Origin of the sequence: Luteococcus sp. Sow4_B9 (genome assembly GCF_052116585.1) — a bacterium.
In the GTDB taxonomy this organism is placed as follows: domain Bacteria; phylum Actinomycetota; class Actinomycetes; order Propionibacteriales; family Propionibacteriaceae; genus Luteococcus.
Map to the genome: position 1 here is coordinate 1 of NZ_JBQKKT010000024.1, position 21,061 is coordinate 21,061.

17 protein-coding genes are annotated in these 21,061 nt (G+C 67.5%); 9 read left to right on the forward strand and 8 right to left on the reverse strand.

Going from position 1 to position 21,061, the window contains the following annotated elements; genetic code table 11:
* Positions 1 to 148 precede the first annotated feature (148 nt).
* Positions 149 to 1,009, forward strand: a complete 861-nt coding sequence (locus ACTQ49_RS12540) for a sugar phosphate isomerase/epimerase family protein (RefSeq protein WP_441828179.1) — start codon at positions 149 to 151, stop codon at positions 1,007 to 1,009.
* 77 nt (positions 1,010 to 1,086) lie between these two features.
* Here ACTQ49_RS12540 and iolC read toward each other — a convergent pair whose 3' ends face one another.
* The gene (gene iolC, locus ACTQ49_RS12545) at positions 1,087 to 2,070 is read right to left on the reverse strand and encodes a 5-dehydro-2-deoxygluconokinase (RefSeq protein ID WP_441828180.1); all 984 of its coding nucleotides are present in this window, start codon (positions 2,068 to 2,070) and stop codon (positions 1,087 to 1,089) included.
* A gap of 104 nt (positions 2,071 to 2,174) precedes the next feature.
* Positions 2,175 to 3,170 (reverse strand): LacI family DNA-binding transcriptional regulator, encoded by a 996-nt coding sequence (locus ACTQ49_RS12550; protein WP_441828181.1) that lies wholly within the window; start codon positions 3,168 to 3,170, stop codon positions 2,175 to 2,177.
* A gap of 172 nt (positions 3,171 to 3,342) precedes the next feature.
* Here ACTQ49_RS12550 and ACTQ49_RS12555 point away from each other — a divergent pair, with 172 nt between their 5' ends.
* The 4 genes from ACTQ49_RS12555 (at position 3,343) to ACTQ49_RS12570 (ending at position 7,744) form a co-directional block, all read left to right on the forward strand.
* The gene (locus ACTQ49_RS12555; RefSeq protein WP_441828182.1) at positions 3,343 to 4,557 is read left to right on the forward strand and encodes a Gfo/Idh/MocA family protein; all 1,215 of its coding nucleotides are present in this window, start codon (positions 3,343 to 3,345) and stop codon (positions 4,555 to 4,557) included.
* 1 nt (position 4,558) lies between these two features.
* The gene (locus ACTQ49_RS12560; RefSeq protein ID WP_441828183.1) at positions 4,559 to 5,587 is read left to right on the forward strand and encodes a sugar phosphate isomerase/epimerase family protein; all 1,029 of its coding nucleotides are present in this window, start codon (positions 4,559 to 4,561) and stop codon (positions 5,585 to 5,587) included.
* A gap of 106 nt (positions 5,588 to 5,693) precedes the next feature.
* A complete protein-coding gene (locus ACTQ49_RS12565) occupies positions 5,694 to 6,719 on the forward strand; it encodes a Gfo/Idh/MocA family oxidoreductase (RefSeq protein ID WP_441828184.1) in 1,026 nt (341 codons plus the stop codon).
* Positions 6,716 to 7,744 carry a Gfo/Idh/MocA family protein gene (locus tag ACTQ49_RS12570; RefSeq protein ID WP_441828185.1) on the forward strand — a complete coding sequence of 343 codons (1,029 nt, stop codon included), beginning with the start codon at positions 6,716 to 6,718 and terminating at the stop codon, positions 7,742 to 7,744. The genes ACTQ49_RS12565 and ACTQ49_RS12570 overlap by 4 nt, the downstream gene beginning before the upstream one ends.
* Positions 7,745 to 7,750: 6 nt before the next feature.
* On the opposite strand, the gene ACTQ49_RS12575 is transcribed toward ACTQ49_RS12570, so the two are convergent.
* Complete coding sequence (locus ACTQ49_RS12575; protein WP_441828186.1) at positions 7,751 to 8,941, reverse strand: acetate/propionate family kinase; 1,191 nt, start codon at positions 8,939 to 8,941, stop codon at positions 7,751 to 7,753.
* A gap of 162 nt (positions 8,942 to 9,103) precedes the next feature.
* Here ACTQ49_RS12575 and ACTQ49_RS12580 point away from each other — a divergent pair, with 162 nt between their 5' ends.
* Positions 9,104 to 10,594, forward strand: coding sequence for a carboxyl transferase domain-containing protein (locus ACTQ49_RS12580; protein ID WP_441828187.1), 1,491 nt, complete (start codon positions 9,104 to 9,106; stop codon positions 10,592 to 10,594).
* A gap of 45 nt (positions 10,595 to 10,639) precedes the next feature.
* Here the strand turns inward: ACTQ49_RS12580 and htpX are convergent, their stop codons facing one another.
* The 3 genes from htpX to ACTQ49_RS12595 form a co-directional block, all read right to left on the reverse strand.
* Complete coding sequence (gene htpX, locus ACTQ49_RS12585) at positions 10,640 to 11,530, reverse strand: zinc metalloprotease HtpX (RefSeq protein ID WP_441828188.1); 891 nt, start codon at positions 11,528 to 11,530, stop codon at positions 10,640 to 10,642.
* 123 nt (positions 11,531 to 11,653) lie between these two features.
* Positions 11,654 to 13,747, reverse strand: coding sequence for a phosphate acetyltransferase (gene pta, locus ACTQ49_RS12590; RefSeq protein WP_441828189.1), 2,094 nt, complete (start codon positions 13,745 to 13,747; stop codon positions 11,654 to 11,656).
* Between the two features lie 77 nt (positions 13,748 to 13,824).
* Positions 13,825 to 14,277: a hypothetical protein gene (locus tag ACTQ49_RS12595; RefSeq protein ID WP_441828190.1), complete on the reverse strand. Its 453-nt coding sequence runs from the start codon at positions 14,275 to 14,277 to the stop codon at positions 13,825 to 13,827.
* Positions 14,278 to 14,388: 111 nt separating this feature from the next.
* Between ACTQ49_RS12595 and ACTQ49_RS12600 the strand changes: the two genes are divergently transcribed.
* The 3 genes from ACTQ49_RS12600 (at position 14,389) to ACTQ49_RS12610 (ending at position 19,016) form a co-directional block, all read left to right on the forward strand.
* A complete protein-coding gene (locus ACTQ49_RS12600; protein ID WP_441828191.1) occupies positions 14,389 to 15,180 on the forward strand; it encodes a deoxyribonuclease IV in 792 nt (263 codons plus the stop codon).
* Positions 15,181 to 15,298: 118 nt separating this feature from the next.
* Complete coding sequence (locus ACTQ49_RS12605) at positions 15,299 to 17,122, forward strand: AMP-dependent synthetase/ligase (RefSeq protein WP_441828192.1); 1,824 nt, start codon at positions 15,299 to 15,301, stop codon at positions 17,120 to 17,122.
* Positions 17,123 to 17,171: 49 nt separating this feature from the next.
* The gene (locus ACTQ49_RS12610) at positions 17,172 to 19,016 is read left to right on the forward strand and encodes an AMP-dependent synthetase/ligase (protein ID WP_441828193.1); all 1,845 of its coding nucleotides are present in this window, start codon (positions 17,172 to 17,174) and stop codon (positions 19,014 to 19,016) included.
* Between the two features lie 34 nt (positions 19,017 to 19,050).
* On the opposite strand, the gene ACTQ49_RS12615 is transcribed toward ACTQ49_RS12610, so the two are convergent.
* Both ACTQ49_RS12615 and ACTQ49_RS12620 read right to left on the reverse strand, forming a co-directional pair.
* Positions 19,051 to 19,713 (reverse strand): isochorismatase family protein, encoded by a 663-nt coding sequence (locus tag ACTQ49_RS12615; RefSeq protein WP_441828194.1) that lies wholly within the window; start codon positions 19,711 to 19,713, stop codon positions 19,051 to 19,053.
* Between the two features lie 209 nt (positions 19,714 to 19,922).
* Entirely contained in the window at positions 19,923 to 20,783 is an 861-nt protein-coding gene (locus ACTQ49_RS12620) for a C40 family peptidase (RefSeq protein ID WP_441828195.1), read from the reverse strand.
* Positions 20,784 to 21,061: the final 278 nt, after the last annotated feature.

Below are 21,061 nucleotides of genomic sequence, written 5' to 3' on the forward strand. Positions count from 1 at the left end.
CCCCCCCCCCCCCCCCCCCCCCCCCCCCCCCCCCCCCCCCCCCCCCCCCCCCCCCCCCCCCCCCCCCCCCCCCCCCCCCCCCACCGCCTTCCGGATGCCACGGCGAGGACGCCGCGGTGCCAGAGCAGTACCAACAAAGGAGTTGTCAATGAAGATTGCCGGAGCCCCCATCAGCTGGGGCGTGTGTGAGGTCCCCGGTTGGGGACACCAGATGGATCCCGAGCGGGTCCTGACCGAGATGAAGCAGATCGGTCTGACGGCCACCGAGTTCGGCCCCCAGGGGTGGCTGCCCACCGATGCCGTGGAGCGGGCCCAGGTGGTGGGCAAGTTCGGGCTCAAGCCCGTCGGCGCCTTCTTCTTGGCCGTGATGCATGACCCGGACTTCGATCCGATCCCGATGGTCAACAAGGAGCTCGACGCCTTCGAGGCTGCCGGTGGCGACTTCCTGATCCTGGCGGCCGACTCCGGCCGTGAAGGTTACGACGACCGCCCCGTGCTGGACGAGAAGGGATGGGAGACGCTCTTCGGCAACCTGTCCCGCATCCGCGAGGTCTGCGCCGCCCGTGGGGTCACCGCCTGCCTCCACCCGCACTGGGGAACCATGGTGCAGAACGCGGACGAGATCGAGCGTGTGCTGGACAACTCCACCGTCGGCCTGTGCCTGGACACCGGCCACATGGCGTGTGGTGGCTGCGACGTCGTCGAGTTGGTCAAGAAGTACGCAGACCGGGTGGACATCGTCCACGCCAAGGACATCCGCAAGGAGCTCACCGACAAGCTGCTGCCCGGTGAGATCACCTGGAGCGAAGGCATCAAGGCCGGCATGTTCACGCCTGTCGGTCAGGGCGACATCGACTTCGGTGCCATCGTCAAGACGCTCGACGAAGCCGGCTTCGACGGTTACTACGTCCTGGAGCAGGACATCATGATCGACGAGGAGCCCCCCGCCGGTGGAGGCCCCGTGGAGAATGCCAAGGCCTCGCTGGAGGCTCTGTCGGCCCTGGGTTGAGGCCAGAACCCGTTCGGACAGCAATGGTCCCCGGCGCTCGTGCGCCGGGGACCTTGTGCGTTCGGTTCGGGATGGGGTCAGGGGCGCTCGCCGAGCACCGCGGTGTCGCCTGCCGCCACCACCGCGTCGATCTCTTCAGCGGTGGGCATGGCGGTGGAACACTCCAGTCGGGAGGCCACGATGGCGCCCGCGGCGCTCGCGCGCTGGATCATCTCCTCCAGCGGCAGTCCCCGCAGCAGGCCGTCGACCAGGGAACCGCCGAAGGCGTCGCCGGCCCCCAGACCGTTGACGGTCTGCGCCTTGGTGGGGGGAACCTCGATGCGCTCGTCCTTGGTCTTGGCCAAGGTGCCCTTGGGGCCCTGCTTCACGATGGCGATCTCCACGCCACGTTCCAGCAGGGCGTCGGCGGCGCGCTCGGGCTCGGTCTCACCGACCGCGACCTCGCACTCGGCCTTGTTGCCCACCGCGACGGTGGAGTACTTCAGTGCCTCGGCGTAGCGTTCGGAGGCGATGTGGCGCTCGCGCCAGAACATGTCGCGCCAATCGAGGTCGAAGACCGTGTGTTGGGTGCGGCCCCGGTGCTCCAGCGAGGTCATGTGTGCCCAGTAGCTGGGCTCCTGGGACAGGCCGGTGCCGGTGAACCAGAACAGCTTGGCCTCAACGATGGAGCGCAGCGGGATGTCATAGGGGCGCAGCTGGAGGTCCGGGGCGGTGGGGCGCCGGTAGAAGTAGAGCGGGAAGTCATCCGGGGGGAAGATCTCGCAGAAGGTGATGGGGGTCAGCAGGTCGTCGGTGGTCTCGACGAAGTCGTCCTTGACGCCCAGTCGCTTCATCTCGGTGCGAAGCCACCGGCCGAAGGGGTCATCGCCGACGGCCGTGACCGTGGCCACGTCCTGGTGGCCCAGCCGGGCGGCCGCGACGGCCACATTGGTGGCGCTGCCACCCAGGAACTTCCCGAAGGACGTGACATCCTCGAGGCCGACTCCAATCTGGAGCGGGTAGAGGTCGACGCCGATGCGACCCATGGTGATGACTGGTTCTGTGGTGGTGGACGGGGACATTGGACTCCTCCTGAGCCTCGCTGCTCGACACCACAACTCTAGGGTCTTGTCAGGACAAAAGCCATATGTAGCCCTCTATTTGTCCGGACAATTGCAGCTGGGCGTCAGGCTGGGAGCGACGAGGATCGGACCACCAGCCGCGGGGTGATCTGCACATTGAGGGTGGGGGCGCTTGGCTCCGTCATTCGGCGCAGCAGTGCCTCGGCGGCACGCAGTCCGACCTCGTGGGTGCAGGGCTCGATCGTCGTCAGGTCCAGCAGGCGGCTGCGTGCCACGGGGGAGTTGTCGTAGCCCATCAGGGCGCAGTCCCGTGGGGTACTTCGACCGTCCTCGCGCAGTGCCGCCCGCGCACCCAGTGCCATCATGTCGTTCGCGGCGAAGACGGCCGTGATCTGGGGATGTCGTCGCAACAGCTCGACGGTCCCGAGGTAGCCGCCTTCTTCCGTGGTGTCCTGGTCCCTTCCGGCGACCAAGGGTTCGAGTCCACGCGCCCACATGGCCTGTTCGAAGCCCGCACGCCGTGTGGCGGCGGCACCCCCCTCTCCGGAGATGTGGCCGATGTGCTGGTGACCCAGGTTGGCCAGGTGCTCCACGGCCAGGTTCGCCCCTGTCAGCTGGTCCGACCCGACCAGGTCGGCCCCGGTGATGCCGTGCAGCCGCGTGCTCTCCACGACCGTTGGGACTCCCGGGTCCGCGAAGTCGTGCCCGGGCTCGGCGGCCACCACCAGCGCGTCGACGCCGCTCTCCAGGAACTCGTCGATGGCCGTGGGGTGGTTGGGCGAGATGTGCTGTTCCCTGATGGCCACGTGCAGGCCATGGGGGGCCAGGGCCTCGCGCAGGCCGTGCAGCATCGGCGCGAACCAAGGATTCTCGAAGTTGTCCACGACCAGGCCGATGGTGTGGCTGCGGTGGCGGGCAAGATTGGAGGCGGTGCGGCTTCGGCGATACCCCAGTCTCTCGATGGCCTCCTGTACTGCGAGTCGCTTGGTCTCGCTCACCAAGTCGGATCCATTGAGCACGAGAGAGACGAGTGACTTGGAGACGCCGGCCTCCTGGGCGACGTCGTAGATCGTCGGCCTGGCGGGGCTCTTGCTGGCCATGGCTCCTCCATTCCTCGTCGTCACAGCCTACTGGGCAGCTGTGGCGAAGCTCGCACCCAATTGTTCGGACAATGTCTTGACTCTCATTGGAGTGGGGCCTAGCGTTGATCGTACTTGGAGCGCTCCAAATAATGTCGAGCGCCAAGGCCAGAGACACATCAAGGAGGATGTCGTGACCAAGCAATCCCTGGGCGTGGCCGTGATCGGCGCCGGCATGGCCGGACGATCGCACGCGGAGGCCTATCGAGTGGCCCCAACCCTGTACGAGTCCGTGCTGCCGGAGATCCGCCACGTCGCCATCTGCGACGCGAATGCCGGCTTCGCCGAGACCGCCGCCAAGCGCTTCGGCTACGAACGCTTCGAGACCGACTGGCACAAGATCGCCGAGGCCGACGACATCGACGTGGTCAGTGTCGTCGTGGCCAATGCCCTGCATCGCGAGATGGTCGAGGGGCTGCTCGCCGCAGGCAAGCATGTGCTGTGCGAGAAGCCGCTGAGCGACTCCATCGAGAATGCCCGTGCCATGGCGAAGGCTGCGCGCGAGGCCTCCACCGTGGCCTGCGTGGGCTTCACCTACCGTCGCCAGCCCGCCATCGCCGCCATCCGCGAGCTGATCCAGGACGGCACGCTCGGCAAGGTGATCAACTTCAGCGGCCGCTACTGGTGTGACTACTCCTTCGACGCGATGTCCCCGATGGCCTGGCGCTATCGCGGCGCCCCCGGCACCGGCGCGCTGGGTGACGTGGCCAGCCACCTCAGCTACATCGGGGAGTTCATGGGCGGGCAGATCACCGAGGTGAGTGGTGGCCGCTTCCTGACCGCCATCACCAAGCGTCCGCTGCCCTTGGCTGACGTCCAGGGTCACGGCCCGGCCGCCGTCAGCGACACCTTCGAAGAGGTCACCAACGACGACTACGCCGGTTTCGGGGCCCGGCTCGCGGACGGTGGCGTCGCCACCTTCGAGGTCTCCCGGGTTGCCGCCGGTCACCCGAACGGCCTCAAGTTCGAGGTCTTCTGTGAGAAGGGCGCCGCTCGCTTCGACATGGTCAACCCCGGCCACTTCGAACTCTTCCTCAACGATGGGCCCTACGGCCGCAATGGCTACCGCGGCATCTCGTGCGGCCCGGACCACCCCTACTTCTCCAACGGCCTCCCGATGGACGCCCCCGGCGTCGGGGTCGGCCAGAACGACGGCTTCTACTTCCAGGCGCGCGCCTTCCTCGAAGAGGTGGCCGGCATCCCCGAGGAGAAGTCGCTCCCGCGCAATGCCTCCTTCGACGAGGGTCTGCGCAACATGGTCGTCCTCAATGCCGTGGCCGAATCGGCCCAGCAGGGCGGCGCCGCTGTTTCCATCGATGACGTTTCCATCACCGACGAGGAGAACTGACATGAAGCTGGGTGTCTACAACGCAATCCTGCACGACCGTCCGCTGCCCGAGGCCCTCAAGGCCGTTGCCGAGGCTGGTCTGAGCGGGATCGAGATCAACTCGGGTGGCTTCCTGCCCCCGGTTCATATCCCGAACATCGACGAGATCCTGACCAGTGATACCGCCCGCGATGATTTCCTGGGCCAGTTCGAGGGCACCGGTGTCCAGATCGCCGGCCTGAACTGCAATGGCAACCCGCTTCACCCCAATGCCGAGATCGGAGACAAGCACGCCGAGGACGTGCGCCGCTCCATCAAGTTGGCCGAGCGGCTGGGCCAGGACCGCGTGGTCACCATGAGCGGCCTGCCCGGTGGGGAACCCAACACCAAACACCCCAACTGGATCGTCAATGCGTGGAACTCCGCAGCACTCGACGTCTGGGACTACCAGTGGGACATTGCCGTGCCCTTCTGGCGTGAGATGGACCGGCTCGCGGCCGACCATGGCGTGAAGGTCGCCCTGGAACTGCACCCGCAGAACCTGGTCTTCACCCCGCTCGACATCCAGAAGCTGGTGGAGATGACAGGTGCCACCCATGTGGGCGTGGAGCTGGATGCCTCGCACCTGTTCTGGCAGCACATGGATCCGGTCAAGGCCGTGCGTTACCTGGGTGACCTGGTCTTCCACTCGGCGGCCAAGGACGCGCGCGTGAACCCCAATGCTGCCTACCGCTCGGTGCTGGACAACCACTTCCGTCGGCTGTCACCCGACGAGCCGCGCACCAATCTGGGCGGCGATGAGTGGGCCAACGAGTGGCCCAAGTATGGCGAGTCCGCCTGGGACTTCGTCGCGGTGGGCGTGGGCCACGACGTCGAGTACTGGGCCGACTTCCTGGAGGCCCTGTACGACGTGGATCCCGAGATGTGGGTCAACATCGAGCACGAGGACACCTCGATGGGCCGCATCGAGGGCCTGGAGTTCGCGTCGAAGACCCTGCACGAGGCCAACAAGATCCTGGAGCAACGCCTGGCGGTCCGCGCCATCCAGTGATCTCCGGGGGTGTGGAGGGGTGCCGCAGCCTGGGCGTGCGGCGCCCCTCCCACCATGTTCCGGGTGGGGTCTGGCGCGAATTCTTGTCCGAATGTAAGGTCAAATTATGCGCATTGGCATTGCAGGCGCGGGACGCATTGGCGCGTACCACGCGAACACGCTCACGAATCTTCCCGGTGTCGACGAGGTGGTCCTCGCAGATGCCTTCCCCGATGTGGCCCGGCGAGCAGCGGAGGAGGTGGGGGTCACCTACTCCGCGAACGTCGAGACCATGCTGGACAGGATCGATGCCCTGGTCATCACCTCGCCGACCACCACGCACGGCGACCTGATCCGGGCGGGCATCGCGGCGGGGTTGCCCACCTTCTGCGAGAAACCCGTCGCGGCGAGCCTGGATGAGGCCATCGAACTGGCTCGCCTCGAGCGGCGCAGTGAGGTGCCCCTGCAGATCGGCTTCCAACGGCGCTTCGACGCCGGCTACCGGCGGGCTCGCCAGGCCGTCGCCTCCGGCCGGCTGGGCTTCATCCACACCGTGCGCGCCTGCTCCTTGGACACCGCACCTCCGCCGGAGGACTACATCCGTGTCTCCGGAGGACTCTTCCGGGACTGCAACATCCACGACTTCGACGCCATCCGTTATGTCACAGGTGTCGAGGCGAAGGTCGCCTACGCCGTCGGTGGCAACAAGGGCACCTCCTACATCGCGGAGGCCGACGACATCGACACCGGCATGGGCATCTTCACCATGGCCGATGGCACCTTGGTCACCTTCTCCGGAAGCCGTGAGAACTCCTACGGTCACGACGTGCGGATGGAGGTGCACGGTTCCTTGGGCGACGTTGCCGTCGGGCTCGACGAGAGTCTGGCGCTGGTGTCCGCGGAGCAGGATGTCGCCTGGCCCACAGGGCCCCGAGTCGTGAACTTCATGGACCGCTTCCTGCCCGCCTACCAGGTGGAACTGGCCGCCTTTCTGGATGTCGCCCGTGGCCAGACGGCTTCACCCTGCACCGTCTTCGACGGGGTGCAGGCCCTGCGCATGGCCGATGCCTGCGACCGTTCTCGTCGGGAGGAGCGGCCCGTCCGGCTCGACGAGATCGCTGGTGCCGACCTCGCCGAGGGCGGTGCACGATGAGTCGGCTGAGTCTGCCCACCTCCCGCCGACCCGGCCCCGACGACGTCCCGCAGCTGGGTTGGGGGATTCTGGGAACCGGATGGATCGCGGAGCGCTTCTGCACTGCCCTACGCGCCTCCACCACCCAACGGATTGCCGCCGTCGCCTCACGCAGCCAGCAACGCGCAGAGGAGTTCGGTGCCGCGATGGGTTCCGAGCGGAGCCACGGCAGCCTTGACGCCATGTTGGACGATCCCGCCGTCGACGTCGTCTACGTCGCCACGCCGCATCCCAACCATCATGCGGATGCGTTGCGGGTGGTCGCGGCCGGGAAGCACGTCCTCGTGGAGAAGCCCATGGCTCTCAATGCCCAGCAGGCACGCGAGGTGGCAGCGGCTGCCCAAGCGGCGGGTGTCTTCTGCGCCGAGGCGCTGTGGACCCTCTTCCTGCCGAAGTTCGACGTGGTGCGCCAGTTGGTGACCTCGGGCGACCTGGGGGAGATCCTGGGTGTCCAGGCAGACCAGGGCGAGTGGTTCGACGCCGGCCATCGGATCCTGGATCCGGAGCTGGCTGGCGGCGCGATGCTGGATCTTGGCACCTATCCCGTGATGTTCGCCACGTGGCTGCTGGGGCAGCCCGACGAGGTCCGGGCGGTCGGCACCAGGGCGTCCAGCGGAGTGATGGGCAGCGTGTCCATGTCCTTGCGCTACCCCTCGGGCGCCCAGGCCGCGCTCCAGACCAGCTGCCTGGTGGAACTGCCCAATGTGGGTTGCATCAGCGGCACCCGTGGCATGGTGCAGTTCGACCGCAAGTTCTACCAACCCGGCGGATTCACCTATCTGGACCGCGCGAGCGGCACCACCCTGCGCTACGACGAGGAGGCCATCGAGCATGCGGGCCTCTTCCACGAGGCACTTGAGGTGGCCCGCTGCATCGGTGAGGGCAGGACCCAGACTCCGCTTCGCCCACTGGGTGACACCATCTCCTACCTCGACGTGATGGACGAGGTGCGCGACCAGATCGGTGACCGCTTCGTCATGGAGTGAGTCGGATCAGCCGCCGATCGCCTTGATGGTCTCGCGGACCATCGCCAGCTCCTCATTGGTGGGGATCACCAGCACCTCGACGGCCGAGTCGAGCGTGGAGATCCGCCGCGGCTGCTTGGAGCGGATCGAGTTCGCCTCGTCGTCCAGCTCCGCGCCGAAGATGCCCAGCTTGTCCACCACCATCTTGCGAACATTCGACGCATTCTCGCCGACGCCCGCGGTGAACGTGATGCAGTCCAGCCCACCCAGATGGGTCGCGTAGTTGCCGATGTAACCCACCAGGCGATGCACGTAGACGTCCATGGCCACCCGGGCGTCCTCGTCGCCGGCCTCGATCAGCTTGTCGATGTCACGCATGTCGGTCTTGCCGGTGAGGCCGAACATGCCGGATCGCTTGTTGAGCAGGCTGTCGACGCCCGCCACGTCCAGGTTCATCACGCGGCCGAGGTAGGCGTGCAGCCCGGGATCGACATCGCCGGAACGGGTGCCCATGACAAGGCCCTGCAGGGGAGTGAGACCCATCGTGGTCTCGATCGGGTGCCCGCCGTCGATGGCCGAGAGCGATGCGCCATTGCCCAGGTGGCAGACGATCTGCTTGAGCTCCGAGATGTCTTTGCCCAGGAAGGCGGCGGCCTGGCCACTCACGTACTGGTGGGAGGTGCCGTGGAAGCCGTAGCGACGGATCTGGTACTTGCGGGCCACCTCGCGGTCGATCGCATAGGTGTACGCCTCGGCCGGCAGCTCCGCGAAGAAGGCGGTGTCGAAGACGGCGACGTGGGGCACGTCGGGGAGGATCTCACGGGCGGCGCGGATGCCGGCGATGCCGGGCGGGTTGTGCAGTGGCGCCAGACCACTGAGCTCCACCAGCTTGTTGATGACCGCCTGGTCAATCACCGTCGTGGAGTTGAAGTCGGTGCCGCCGTGCACCGTCCGGTGGCCCACCGCCACGGCGTCGATGATGTCGGGGCCGTAGGTGTCGAACATCTTGACCACTGCGGCGATTGCCTCGGTGTGGCTGGGGAAGTAGACCTCGTCGTGGAACTCCTCGCCATCCACCTCGTGGTCAATGGTTCCGGGGGTCGGCTCGCCGACCTTCTGCACCAGGCCGACGGCCATCACGGCTTCGGTGTCGGCGTCGATCATCTGGTACTTGATGCTGGACGAACCGCAGTTCAGCAACAGGATGGGCTTCGGCATGGCAACAGCGTAGCGATGAAGGCGGCCGGGGCCCATGGTGGGGGGGGCAGCCGTCGAGGCAAGGTGGTACGGCGACTGAAAGGCGGACCGGGTTCCCGTCGAGCCCTTCAATGAATACGGTGGTACCGCGGGACGACGGAGCCCCGCGGAGGAGTGGATGTCATGGCACGCACCCGGTACGACGCTCGTGAATTCGTCGAGATGGTGGCGGATGAGGGCAGTTTCGAGCGGTGGCCGTCGTCGCCACATCGCACCAGCGACCCGGACTACCGGATCGATCTGGAGAAGGCGCGCGAGGCGACCGGGCTTGACGAGGCGGTGCTGACGGGCCGGGCGATGCTCGACGGGCATCCGGTGGCCCTGGTGGTCAGTGAGTTCGGCTTTCTGGGCGGGTCGATCGGCCACACCACCAGCGACCAGATCCTGCGGGCGATTGAGCGGGCCACCGACGAGCGGCTGCCCCTGCTGATGGCGCCCTGCTCCGGCGGCACCCGCATGCAGGAGGGCACCACGGCCTTCGTGCAGATGATCAAGATTGCCCAGGCCGCCCAGGCCCACCGTCGGGCGGGCCTGCCGTACCTGGTCTACCTGCGCCACCCGACGACCGGTGGCGTCTTCGCCTCTTGGGGCTCGCTGGGGCAGGTGACCCTGGCAGAACCGGAAGCGCTGGTGGGCTTCCTGGGTCCGCGTGCGCAGGAGGCCATCAGCGGAACCCGGATCGAGGAGGGCGTGCAGCGATCGGAGAACCTGTTCCGGTTGGGCATCGTCGACGGAGTGGTGCCGGTGGGAGAGGTACGGCCGGTGTGGGCCCGCGTGCTGAAGGCGTTGGGGGCTCCCAGCGTCGTGCCCGGCACCGTTCAGCGTGGCCGCTCCCAGCTGGCCGATGCCGCCGATCCCTGGGAGGCGGTGGTGGCGACCCGTCACGAGCGTCGTCCCGGTCTGGCGGAGTTGGTGCACTGGCAGTGCGAGGATGTGGTCTGGTTGAGCGGGACCGGCGACGGCCAGATGGACCCGGTGATGCGCGTCGGACTTGCCCGTCTGGACGGCCTGCCGATGGTGCTGGTGGGGCAGAACCGGGCTCTGCCGGTGGAGCAGCAGTCGTTGAGCCCTGCGGGTCTTCGGCTGGCCCAGCGAGGCTACCGGCTGGCGCAGGAGCTGGGCCTGCCGGTGGTCAACCTGATCGACACCCCCGGCGGTGCGCTCACGAAGGAGGCCGAGGAATCGGCCCTGGCGGGTGAGATCGCCCGCACCCTGGGTCTGTTGGCAGACCTCACGGTGCCGACGATCTCGGTGCTGCTGGGGCGAGGTGGCGGCGGCGTCGCGCTGGCCATGCTCCCGTCGGACCGGACCCTGGGCGCCCAGAACGGTTGGTTGGCGCCGCTGCCGCCGGAGGGGGCCAGCGCGATCGTGCACCGCAGCGCCGAGCGGGCCGCCGAGATGGCGCGTCTGCACCGGCTGGGGGTGAACGACCTGCACGCCGAGGGTGTGGTGCACGAGGTGATCCAGGAGCCGGAGGACCCGGCGGCAGACGGGGGAGAGGCCTTCTCCCGGGCGATCGCCGAGGCCATCAGCCACCACCTGCGGGAGCTGGCTGAGATGCCCACCCCCGAGCGTCTGGTGATGCGACGAGACCGTTTCAAGCTGCTCGGCTGAACGGCCCGCGGCAGGCTCGGGGGCTGCTCGACGGGAGCTGCAGGGTCACTGCCCCATGCGCTGGGCCTGCTGCTCCAGGCGCATGATGCGGTCGGCCGTCGACGGGTGGGTGCTGAAGGCCTGGCGGACGTCGAGGCCACCAAAGGGGTTGGCGATCATCATGTGGCTGGCGTTCACCATGTCCTTGGTGGGCGGCAGCGGGGCGTGGGCCACACCGTTCTCGATCTTCGCCAGGGCACTGGCCAGGGCGAGCGGATCTCCGGTCAGCTCGGAGCCGTCCTCGTCGGCGTCGAACTCACGGGTGCGGCTGATGGCCATCTGGATCACCGACGCTGCCAGCGGGGCGATGAAGGCCGCGGCGAGCATGCCCAGCACGCCGCCACCACCCTCCCGGTCGTCGCTGCGACCGCCGCCGAACATGGCGCCGAAGCTGAGCATCTGCCCGATCGTGCTGATCACGCCGGCGATGGCGGCAGCCACGGAGCTGGTCAGGATGTCGCGGTTGTAGACGTGCATGAGCTCGTGGCCGAGCACGGCGCGCAGTTCACGCTCGTCGAGCAGCTGGGTGATGCCCTGTGTCACGCAGACCGCCGCGTGGTTCGGGTTGCGGCCGGTGGCGAAGGCATTGGGGCTCATCGTCGGGCTGACGTAGAGCCGGGGCATCGGCTGGTTGGCGCGAGCGGAGAGTTCCTGGATGGTCTGGTACAGCCACGGGGCCTGCTCAGGGCTGACGGGCTGCGCGCCCATGGCGCGGATCGCCAGCTTGTCCGAGTTCCAGTAGCTGTAGAAGGTGGTGCCCAGACCGATGAGGGCGAAGACCAGGATGTACGTGGAGTTGTTGGTGTAGCTGGCCAGGCCTGCGCCCACGAGCAGCAGCAGGCCGAAGATGCCGCCGAAGAGCGCTGCGGTCTTCAGACCGTTGTAGTGCTTGTGCATGTCTTCACAACGGATGGCCAGCGCCAGAAATTCCCCGGACCCCGACGCGACGAGGCCCCGCTCCGGCCGGAGGGGTCTTGGCCACCTCCGCCCGAGGCGGGGCCTCGTCGTCGTGCTGTTGGCTCAGGCCTCGCGCAGCGGCGAGCCCGCCCCGGCGGGCCGCTCCTGGGCCTGGATGGCCGTCATGGCGACGGTGGAGACGATGTCGTCGACGGTGGCGCCGCGCGACAGGTCGTTCACCGGGCAGTTGAGGCCCTGCAGGGTGGGGCCGACGGCAACGGCACCGGAGGTGCGCTGGACGGCCTTGTAGGTGTTGTTGCCGGTGTTCAGGTCCGGGAAGACGAAGACGGTGGCCTGTCCCGCGACGGGCGAGCCGGGCATCTTCTTCTGGCCGACGGCCGGGTCGATGGCGGCGTCGAACTGGATCGGGCCCTCCACCACCAGGTCGGGGCGCAGTTCCTTGACCATTGCGGTGGCCTCGCGGACCGCGTCGACGTCGGGGCCGGAGCCGGACTCGCCCGTGGAGTAGCTCAGCATGGCGATGCGCGGCTCGATGCCGAAGTTCTTCGCGGTCTCGGCCGAGCTGATCGCGATGTCAGCGAGCTGTTCCGGGGTCGGGTTCGGGTTCACGGCGCAGTCGCCGAAGACCAGGACGCGGTCCGGCATGCACATCAGGAAGGAGCTCGAGACCACCTTGATGCCGGGCTTGGTCTTGATGAACTCCAGGCTCGGGCGGATGGTGTTGGCTGTGGTGTTCACCGCGCCGGAGACCATGCCGTCGGCCATGCCGAAGTGCACCATCATCGTGCCGAAGTACGACGGGTCGGCCAGCTTCTCCTTGGCCTGCTCGAAGGTGACGCCCTTCTTGGCGCGCAGCTTGGCGTACTCCTGCGCGAACTGGTTGAGCAGCACGTCGTCGGTGGGATCGACGATCTTCGCCTTGGAGAGGTCGATCTTCAGCCGACGGGCGCGCTTGTTGATGGTCAGCGAGTCGCCCAGCAGGACGATGTTGGCCACGCCCCGCTCCAGGATGGTGCCGGCCGACTCCAGGATCCGGTCGTCGCCCGATTCCGGCAGCACGATCGTGCGCAGGCTGCTGCGGGCCTGGGCCATGATCTGGTTCTCGAAGGCGATCGGCGTGCGCAGGTTCGACGGGTGCCGCTCCAGCGAGTCGAGCATCTGGGCCGCATTGATGTTGTCGGTGAAGAGCTGGCGGCTCATCTCCATCTTGCGCGGCGAGCTGGTGCGCGAACCTTCCAGACGGCTCAGGATCTGCGCCGTCTCGTAGGTGGTCTCCTCGACGGTCCAGATGGGCAGGCGGGCATCGACGGTGCTCAGCAGCTTGCGCATCGTGTCGGGGATCTCGTAACCGCCCGTGAGCACCACGGCCGCGACATTGGGGAAGGCCGGCGAGTTGTGGGCCATCACGACGCCGGGCAGCAGGTCCATGCGGTCGGCCGGGATGAGGATGGTGTGGTCATCCTTCATGCGCTTCAGCAGGTTCGGCAGGGTCATGCCGGCCACCACGATGCCCAGGGACTCCTTGCCGAGCTCACGCTGGCTGCCCACCCACAGATCGGACTTCATCGCATTGAACTGCATCTCGACGGTGGGCGCCGCGAGCATGTTGGTCTCGGGCAGCACGCCGGTGACCAGGTCTCCGCGGATGCCGGCCAGCGCGATGCGGGCCTCGTCGGCCAGCTCCGGGGGAACGCGCGTGGCGATCAGGCCGAAGATGGTGTTGTGGGCGCGCTCGAACTCCTTGAGCCCGACCTCGGCGGAGCGACGGACCTCGTCGACGGTGCGGCCCTTGCCGCGGACCACCAGCAGGACCGAGGCGTTGAGGTTGGCCGCGACGCGGGCCTGGAAGTTCATCTCGATGGGTGCCGTGACGCCGGCGTAGTCGGAGCCGACGATCACGATGGCGTCGTACTTCTTGCGCAGCACCTCGTAGCGATTGACGATGGTGTTCATCGCCTCGTCGGGATCGGCGGCGAGCTCGGCATAGCTGATGCCGATCGCGTCGTCGTAGGACTGCGGCACGGCTTCGTGCGCGATCAGGGTCCGGGTGACGATGTCATCTTCCGACGACTTCACCAGTGGACGGAAGACTCCCACGGAGTCGACGGTACGGGCCAGGGCTTCGACGAGGCCGAGTGCGATCGTGCTCTTGCCTTCGCCGCCCTCGGAGGACGCAATGTATACGGCTTTGGTCACGTCACCGAGCCTAGCCGGTAACACTGTCAGTCGTGCAGGTGGTGTGCCTCCCAATGGGGCCGCAGGTGACGCTCCGCTCAGTGCACCCGCGGGCCACTGCCCGGCTGCGTCGATATCTGGGAGGCACGGTCGACGAAGTGACCGGTCGCCAGGCCGTCCAGCAGGCCCACGGTGCCGGCCGCCAGGCCGATCCACTCGTGCTGCGCCCAGGCCAGCGTCCCCGCGACCGCGGCCACCAGGGCGATCACGTAGACCACCCAGAAGGGGCGGGCCAGATGGTTCAGCTGCGAGACCACGGTGCGGTGGCCCTGTACGAAGCGCCCCAGTGCGAAGACGCAGAGGCCCACGATGACCAGTCCGACGGCGATGGCCGGGACCGGTGCGAGGGCAAAGAGGAGGAATCCCAGAACCAGCGCGGCCAGGCCCAGGAGCACGAAGTACATGGCGTACTGCCGTCCGACGCGTCGCGAGAGGGCCAGCAACGCGTTGGGATCGGCGATCTGTCCGGAAGGCTGGTTGGGTGTGCTCATGGGGCCCAGTCTGGCAAAGATGGTCCGGAGGGGCATTCGGCACGCCGCGTCCCGACGGGGTGCTGGCCGCAGCCCCCCAGAACTGTCACACGCGACGGATAGAGTCGAAACATGATCCAGCTGGGTGCCCATGTTGACCAGACCGACCCCCTCGCGCAGGCCCGTGAGATGGGGGCCACCGCAGTGCAGTTCTTCCTGGGGGATCCCCAGAAGTGGAAGGGACCGCAGCTCGACGCGGAGTGGGCCGAGGCTTTGCGCACTGAGGCCGTCGAGGCGGGCGTGCAGCTGTGGGTGCATGCCCCGTACGTGATCAACCTGGCCAGCACCAACAACCGCATCCGGATCCCGTCGCGCAAGTTGCTGCAGCAGAATGTGCACGCCGCGGCACAGATTGGCGCAGCCGGTGTGATCGTGCACGGGGGGCACGTCACCAAGGATGATGACCCGTCGGTGGGCTTCGAGAACTGGCGCAAGGCGGTGGATGGGCTGGAGATGGCCTGCCCGATCCTGATCGAGAACACCGCGGGTGGCGCCAATGCGATGGCCCGTCACCTGGAGCGGATCGACCAGCTGTGGTCCACCATCGAGAGCGCCTCTGACTCTGACCAGGTCGGCTTCTGCCTGGACACCTGTCACGCGCACGCCGGTGGCGAGGAGCTCGTCGGCCTGGTGGAGCGGATCAAGGCCATCACCGGCCGGATCGACCTGGTGCACTGCAATGACTCCCGCGACGCCTTCGACTCGGGCGCGGACCGTCATGCGAATCTCGGCCAGGGTCAGGTGGATCCCGAGGGTCTGCTGGAGGTGGTTCGCCTCGCGGGTTCCTCTGTGGTGCTGGAGACGCCGGGCGATGCAGCCGTGCACGCCCAGGAGATTGACTACCTCAAGGAGCAGCTGGCCTGACGGCCCCGTCTGGCCCCCGCCTGGCTTCGGCATGGTGTTTGGGGCGTCGGGGTGCAAGAATTGCCGCTGAGCCTACGCAACCGTAGGTTCAGGCAGTTCTTCTCGGGAAGGGACTGAGATGGAGCATCTCGCGCACATGTTCCGTTCGACGGTGGCCGAGCACGGGCATCGGCCCGCAACTCGCGTCCGCGTGGGTGATCGCTGGGAGGTGCAGACCTACGCCCAGCTGGACCGCGCGATCCGCGAGACGGCGCGGGCCCTGGTGGCGGTGGGCATCCAGCCCGGTGAGCGCGTGGCGATCTTCGCCAACAACCGACCCGAGTGGACCCAGGCGGACTTCGCTTGCATGACCATCGGTGCCGTTCCGGTGCCGATCTACGCCACCAGCACTCCCGAACAGATCCGGCACATCGTCAACGATTCCGGCGTCCGCGGCATCTTCGTCGACGGCCAGTCCCAGGCGCAGCGCTGCCTGGAGGTGATCGACGAGATGCCCGGGGTGGAGGCCATCGTCTCCTTCGACCCCATCGACCTCGACGGGGTGTGGACGCTCGACGCCTTCCAGCGCCGCGTGGGCGACGACCAGCAGCGAATTGCCCAGCTGGATGCCGAGGTGGAGCGCCGCTACGAGCACGTGGTGAGCCCGGAGGACCTCTCCGCCATCATCTACACCTCCGGCACCACTGGCGCCCCGAAGGGCGTCATGCTGCAGCACAAGGCGATCATGGCCCAGAACGCGTCACTCGACGTGCACCTGCGCTGCACGCCGGAGCACCACAGCCTGTGCTTCCTGCCGCTCTCGCACGCGCTGGAGCGCGGTTTCACGATGTTCAACCTGAGCCATGGCTGCATGATCACCTATGTGCCGGACGCCAAGCAGGTGGCCGACCTGATGGTGCTGGCCAAGCCCACGCTGCTGGCCAGCGTTCCCAAGCTCTACGAGAAGGTCTACTCCACGGCCCACGCCAAGGTGGCCGACGACCCCATGCGCAAGCGCATCTTTGACTGGGCGCTGCGGGTGGGTGGCCAGTGCCAGCGCGCCTACCGCAAGGGCAAGACCCCCAACCTCTACTGGCGCATGCAGCTGCCGCTGGCAGACAAGCTGGTGCTCTCCAGCATTCGCGAGGCGATGGGCGGCAACAAGGCCATCATGGCCTGCGGTGGGGCTCCGCTGCGCGCGGAGGTGGAGGAATTCTTCTCCGCTGCCGGCCTGCTGATCCTCAACGGTTTCGGCCTCACGGAGGCGTCGCCGCTGGTGAGCTTCAATGCGCCCAGTGAGTTCAAGTTCGGCACCTGCGGCAGGGTGATGCCCGGTGGCGAGCTGGCGATCGGCGAGGGAGGCGAGATCCTGTACCGCGGCCCCACTGAGATGAAGGGCTACTGGAACAATCCGGAGGCCACGGCGCAGGCGATCGACGAGGATGGGTGGCTGCACACCGGTGACGGCGGCTATGTCGACACCGACGGCTACCTGGTGGTCAATGACCGTCTCAAGGACATCATCGTCACGCTGAACGGCAAGAACATCGCCCCGCAGCCCATCGAGGGCATGCTGCTGGCAGACCCGCTCTTCGAGCACGCCGTGCTGCTGGGCGACAACCGTCCCTGCCTGACGCTGCTCGTGAAGCCGTCGCTGCCGCACCTGGCCGAGATCGCGGAGAAGAGGGGCATCGCCTACACCTCGCCCGCGGAGCTGATGGAGAACTCCGAGGTGGCCGAGGAGGTCCGCCAGCGCGTCGCGGCGCTCACCGAGAAGCTGCCCAGCCATGAGCAGATCCGTGACCTGCGGGTGCTGCTGGAGGAGTTCACATTGGACAACGGACTGCTCACGCCGACGCTCAAGGTGAAGCGACGCGAGGTGGAGAAGCGCTTCAGCGAGACCATCGACGACATGTACGTGAAGCTCCAGGAACGTCGGCGCGGCTCGCACTCCAACCACTGACGCCAGCAGGACACTGGACCAGACCACAACTCCACGGACGGGAATGACCATGGACCCACAGACCGACGCCCGATTCAGGGCCGATCTCCAGACCGAGGACCACATCGCACGGCAGTTTCGTGCGAGCGTGGCCCGTCGCGGCAGTCATGTGGTCACCCGGGTCAAGGTGGACGGACGCTGGCAGGAGCAGACCTTCGACGAGCTGGACCAGAAGGTCCGCCACACCGCCGCCGCGCTGGTGGCGGCCGGGGTGCAGGTGGGAGACCGGGTGGCCATCTTCGGCTCGAACTGGCCGCAGTGGACGCAGGTGGACCTGGCCTGCGCCACCATCGGTGCCGTCTCCGTGCCGATCTACCCCAGTTCCACGGTGCAGCAGGTGGCGCTCATGCTGCGCGACTCCGGGGCGCGCACCATCTTCGTCGAGTCCGCCGCCCTGGCCTCTCGCGCGCACGAGGCGGCCGACGGGGAGGACCTGCTGGACCGGGTGGTGGGCTTCTTCGGTGATGGCGAGCTGATGGGTCTCGACGAGTTCTGCGCCACCGCCGATGCCGATCGGGAGAACCTCGACGCCCAGGTGGAGGCCCGGCTGGCGGCTGCAACCCCCGATGATCTGCTCACCATCATCTACACCTCCGGCACCACGGGCGCGCCGAAGGGCGCGGCCCTGCAGCACCGGGCGCTCACTGCCCAGACGGTGGGCATCACCGATGGCTTCCGCCCCGGCCCCGACGACCACTCGCTGAGCTTCCTGCCGCTCTCGCACGCCTTCGAGCGGGGCTGGACCTACTTCGTCCTCGCCCACGGCTGCACCACCAGCTATGTTCCGGACCCCAAGCAGGTGGCCGACCTGCTCGTCGAGGTTCGTCCGACGATGCTGATGAGCGTCCCGAAACTCTTCGAGAAGGTCTATGCGGCGGCTCACGCCAAGGTGGCCGATGACCCGGCGAAGAAGCGGGTCTTTGACTGGGCGCTGCGGGTGGGTGGCCAGTGTCAGCGCGCCTACCGCAAGGGCAAGGAGCCTGCGCTGTACTGGCGGGCGCAGCTGCCGCTGGCAGACAAGCTGGTGCTGTCCAACATCCGCGCCGCGATGGGTGGGAACAAGTCCTACCTGGGCTGCGGAGGTGCTCCGGTGCGTCGGGAGATCGAGGAGTTCTTCTCTGCCGCGGGGCTGCTGATGATCCAGGGCTACGGCATGACCGAGTCCTCGCCGCTGATGGCCTACAACCCGCCGCGCGCCTTCCGGTTCGGAACCTGCGGGCCCGTCATGCCGGGTGGTGAACTGGGCATCGGTGAGGGTGGCGAGATCCTCTACCGGGGGCCGAACCTGATGCAGGGCTACTGGAACAATCCGGAGGCGACGGCGCAGGCGATCGACGAGGACGGCTGGCTGCACACCGGCGATGCCGGCTATGTGGACAATGACGGCTATCTGGTCATCACCGACCGGCTCAAGGACATCATCGTCACCAGCAATGGGAAGAACATTGCCCCTCAGCCCATCGAGGCGCTGATCGGCACCGATCCGCTGGTGGAGCACGCGGTGATCCTGGGCGACAACCGACCCTGCCTGACACTGCTGGTGACCCCGTCGATGCCCCAGCTGCGGGCATGGGCCGAGGCCAAGGGGCTGGCCTTCGCCAATCCGGCCGAGCTGGTGAACAGCTCGGAGCTGCTGGAGGAGATGCGCGCTCGGGTGGCGGCGGTGACCGAGAAGCTGCCCAACCACGAGCAGGTCCGTGAGCTGAAGATCATGCCGGACGCCTTCACCATGGAGAACGGCCTGTTGACCCCCACCTTCAAGGTGAAGCGACGTGAGGTGGAGAAGCGCTTCGCGGAGGTCATCGACGAGATGTATGCCCTCGTCGCGGAGCGACGGGCGAAGGGCAAGAACTGATCGCGGAGCGACGGGCGAAGAGCAAGAACTGGCTTCAGTCCTCGGGATCGTCCAGGCCGAGCTCGATGTCCTCCTGGTCCTCCTCCAGACGCTCCTCCGCCTCGATGGCCTCGATCTTCTCGTCGTCGTCCATCCGGCTGGCGGGGGAGAAGACGACCTCGCTGGCGGTCGCCACGCGGGAGGAGACTCCGGGCAGGCGGGTGGTCCAGGCCAGGCGGTTGATGGTGGCCACCAGCAGCTCGGCAGGCAGGGGGAGGTTCTCGTAGGAAGCGTCCTCGGTGGTGTGGGCATCCTCGACGAGGGTCACGTCCAGGCCACGGTAGAGCGCGCCGAAGAGCGTGCTGCGGACGCAGAAGTCGCTCTGGGCGCCGACCAGCCAGACATGTCCCGCGCCCAGCGAGGCCAGGACGTCCTCCAGATCAGTCTCGGCAAAGGCGTCGCCGTGGCGCTTGTCGATGACCGGCTCGCCCATCTCCGGGATGAGCTCCGGGACGATCTGCCACTCGTCGCTGCCGGGTGTGAAACCGGCTGACTGGTGACGTACCCACACGACGGGAGTGCCCGCGACGCGCGCCCGACCCACCAGATCGGAAATCGTGTCGATCACCCGACGGGACTGCCACAGGCTGGCCATCACGCCCACCTGGACGTCGACGACCAGCAGGGCGTCTCCCGTGCGGCCGGGGAACAGGCTCATGGCTACCTCCAGGGTCGGATGACGTGAAGCCTAGTGGCAGGGGCTGTCCGGTGGCAGGGGCTGTCTGGCGGTAGGGGCTGTCTGGCGGCAGGGGGTGTGGCGTGCGGGGTGACGGCCCTGCAGCCAGACGCACTCGAGCCCCGGTGCAGGACTGCACCGGGGCTCGAAGGGCTTCCGGGTCGATCACGCAGGGCGCACAGCGCCGGTGATCAGGCAGGGCGCACAGCGCCAAGGACCGGCATCGTGTTCATCGAGACCTTCTCGACGGGCTTGCCAGGACGCGAGGCGTGGATGATGTCGCCACCACCCACGTAGATGCCCACGTGGCTGCCGCCGTAGAAGACGACAATGTCACCGGGCTGCAGGTTGGCGGTGGAGACCTTCTGCAGGCCTCCCCACTGCGCGTAGCTGGTGCGCGGGATGCTCACCCCGGCGGCTCGCCAGGCGGCCTGGGTCAGGCCGGAGCAGTCGTAGCCCGCGGCGGTGGTGCCGCCGTAGACGTACGGAGTGCCCAGGGCGCCGTAGGCGAAGTTGACCGCCGCCTGGGCCCCGGCCGAGCTGGCCGAGGTGGACGAGGTCACGCTGCGCAGGGTCTTGGCGGAGGTGGTCTGGGCCGAGGTGGTCTGGGCGGCCGAGGTGGTCTGGGCCTTCTGGGTGGAGGTGCTGGCCGTGATGCCGCCCAGGGCATCCAGGGTGCGGGCGGTGGCACGACCGGTGACGGTCAGCCCTTCGGCCGCCTGGAAGTCGCGCAGGGCACCCTGCGTGATGGTGCCGAAGTACCCGGTCTGCGGCACGTAGTGGCCGGCGCGGGTGAGCTTGCGCTGCAGCTCGCGGACGGCCTCGCTGCGCGTGCCGAAGGTGAGCTTGCCGGTCTGCGTGCTGGCCTTGGTGGTGCTCTTGGCCTGCGGTGCGCCAGTGCTCGGCAGCTGCTTGGCCTGGGAGCTGACCGGAGCCGGAGCCTGGTCTCCGCCCGGCACCTGGGCCTGGGCGGAGGGGCTGGCCACCAGGGACAGCGAACCGATCGCGGCGGTGGCCAGAGCGGTGTTCGTGATGGTGCGGATCTTCGACATGGGATCTTCCTTAGCTGTCCAGCACCACGTGTGGGTGGACTGGACGACGGGGACTGCGTTCCTTGCGATGCCGTTGTGGCGACAGGCACCGACCGTACGTTCCTGAGAAACGTTAATAAAGCCGAAAGCAGAAAGAAGTTCACTCTTCTGGCGCGGCGAAATCCGCAATAACGCTGCATGCAAGGGATTTCAGAGGGATTCTCGCGGGGCAAAATTCACCCTGAAGATCCGCTGGAGGGTTCTCCGCTCGCTGGGCTGACGTGATTCATGAGAAGTTC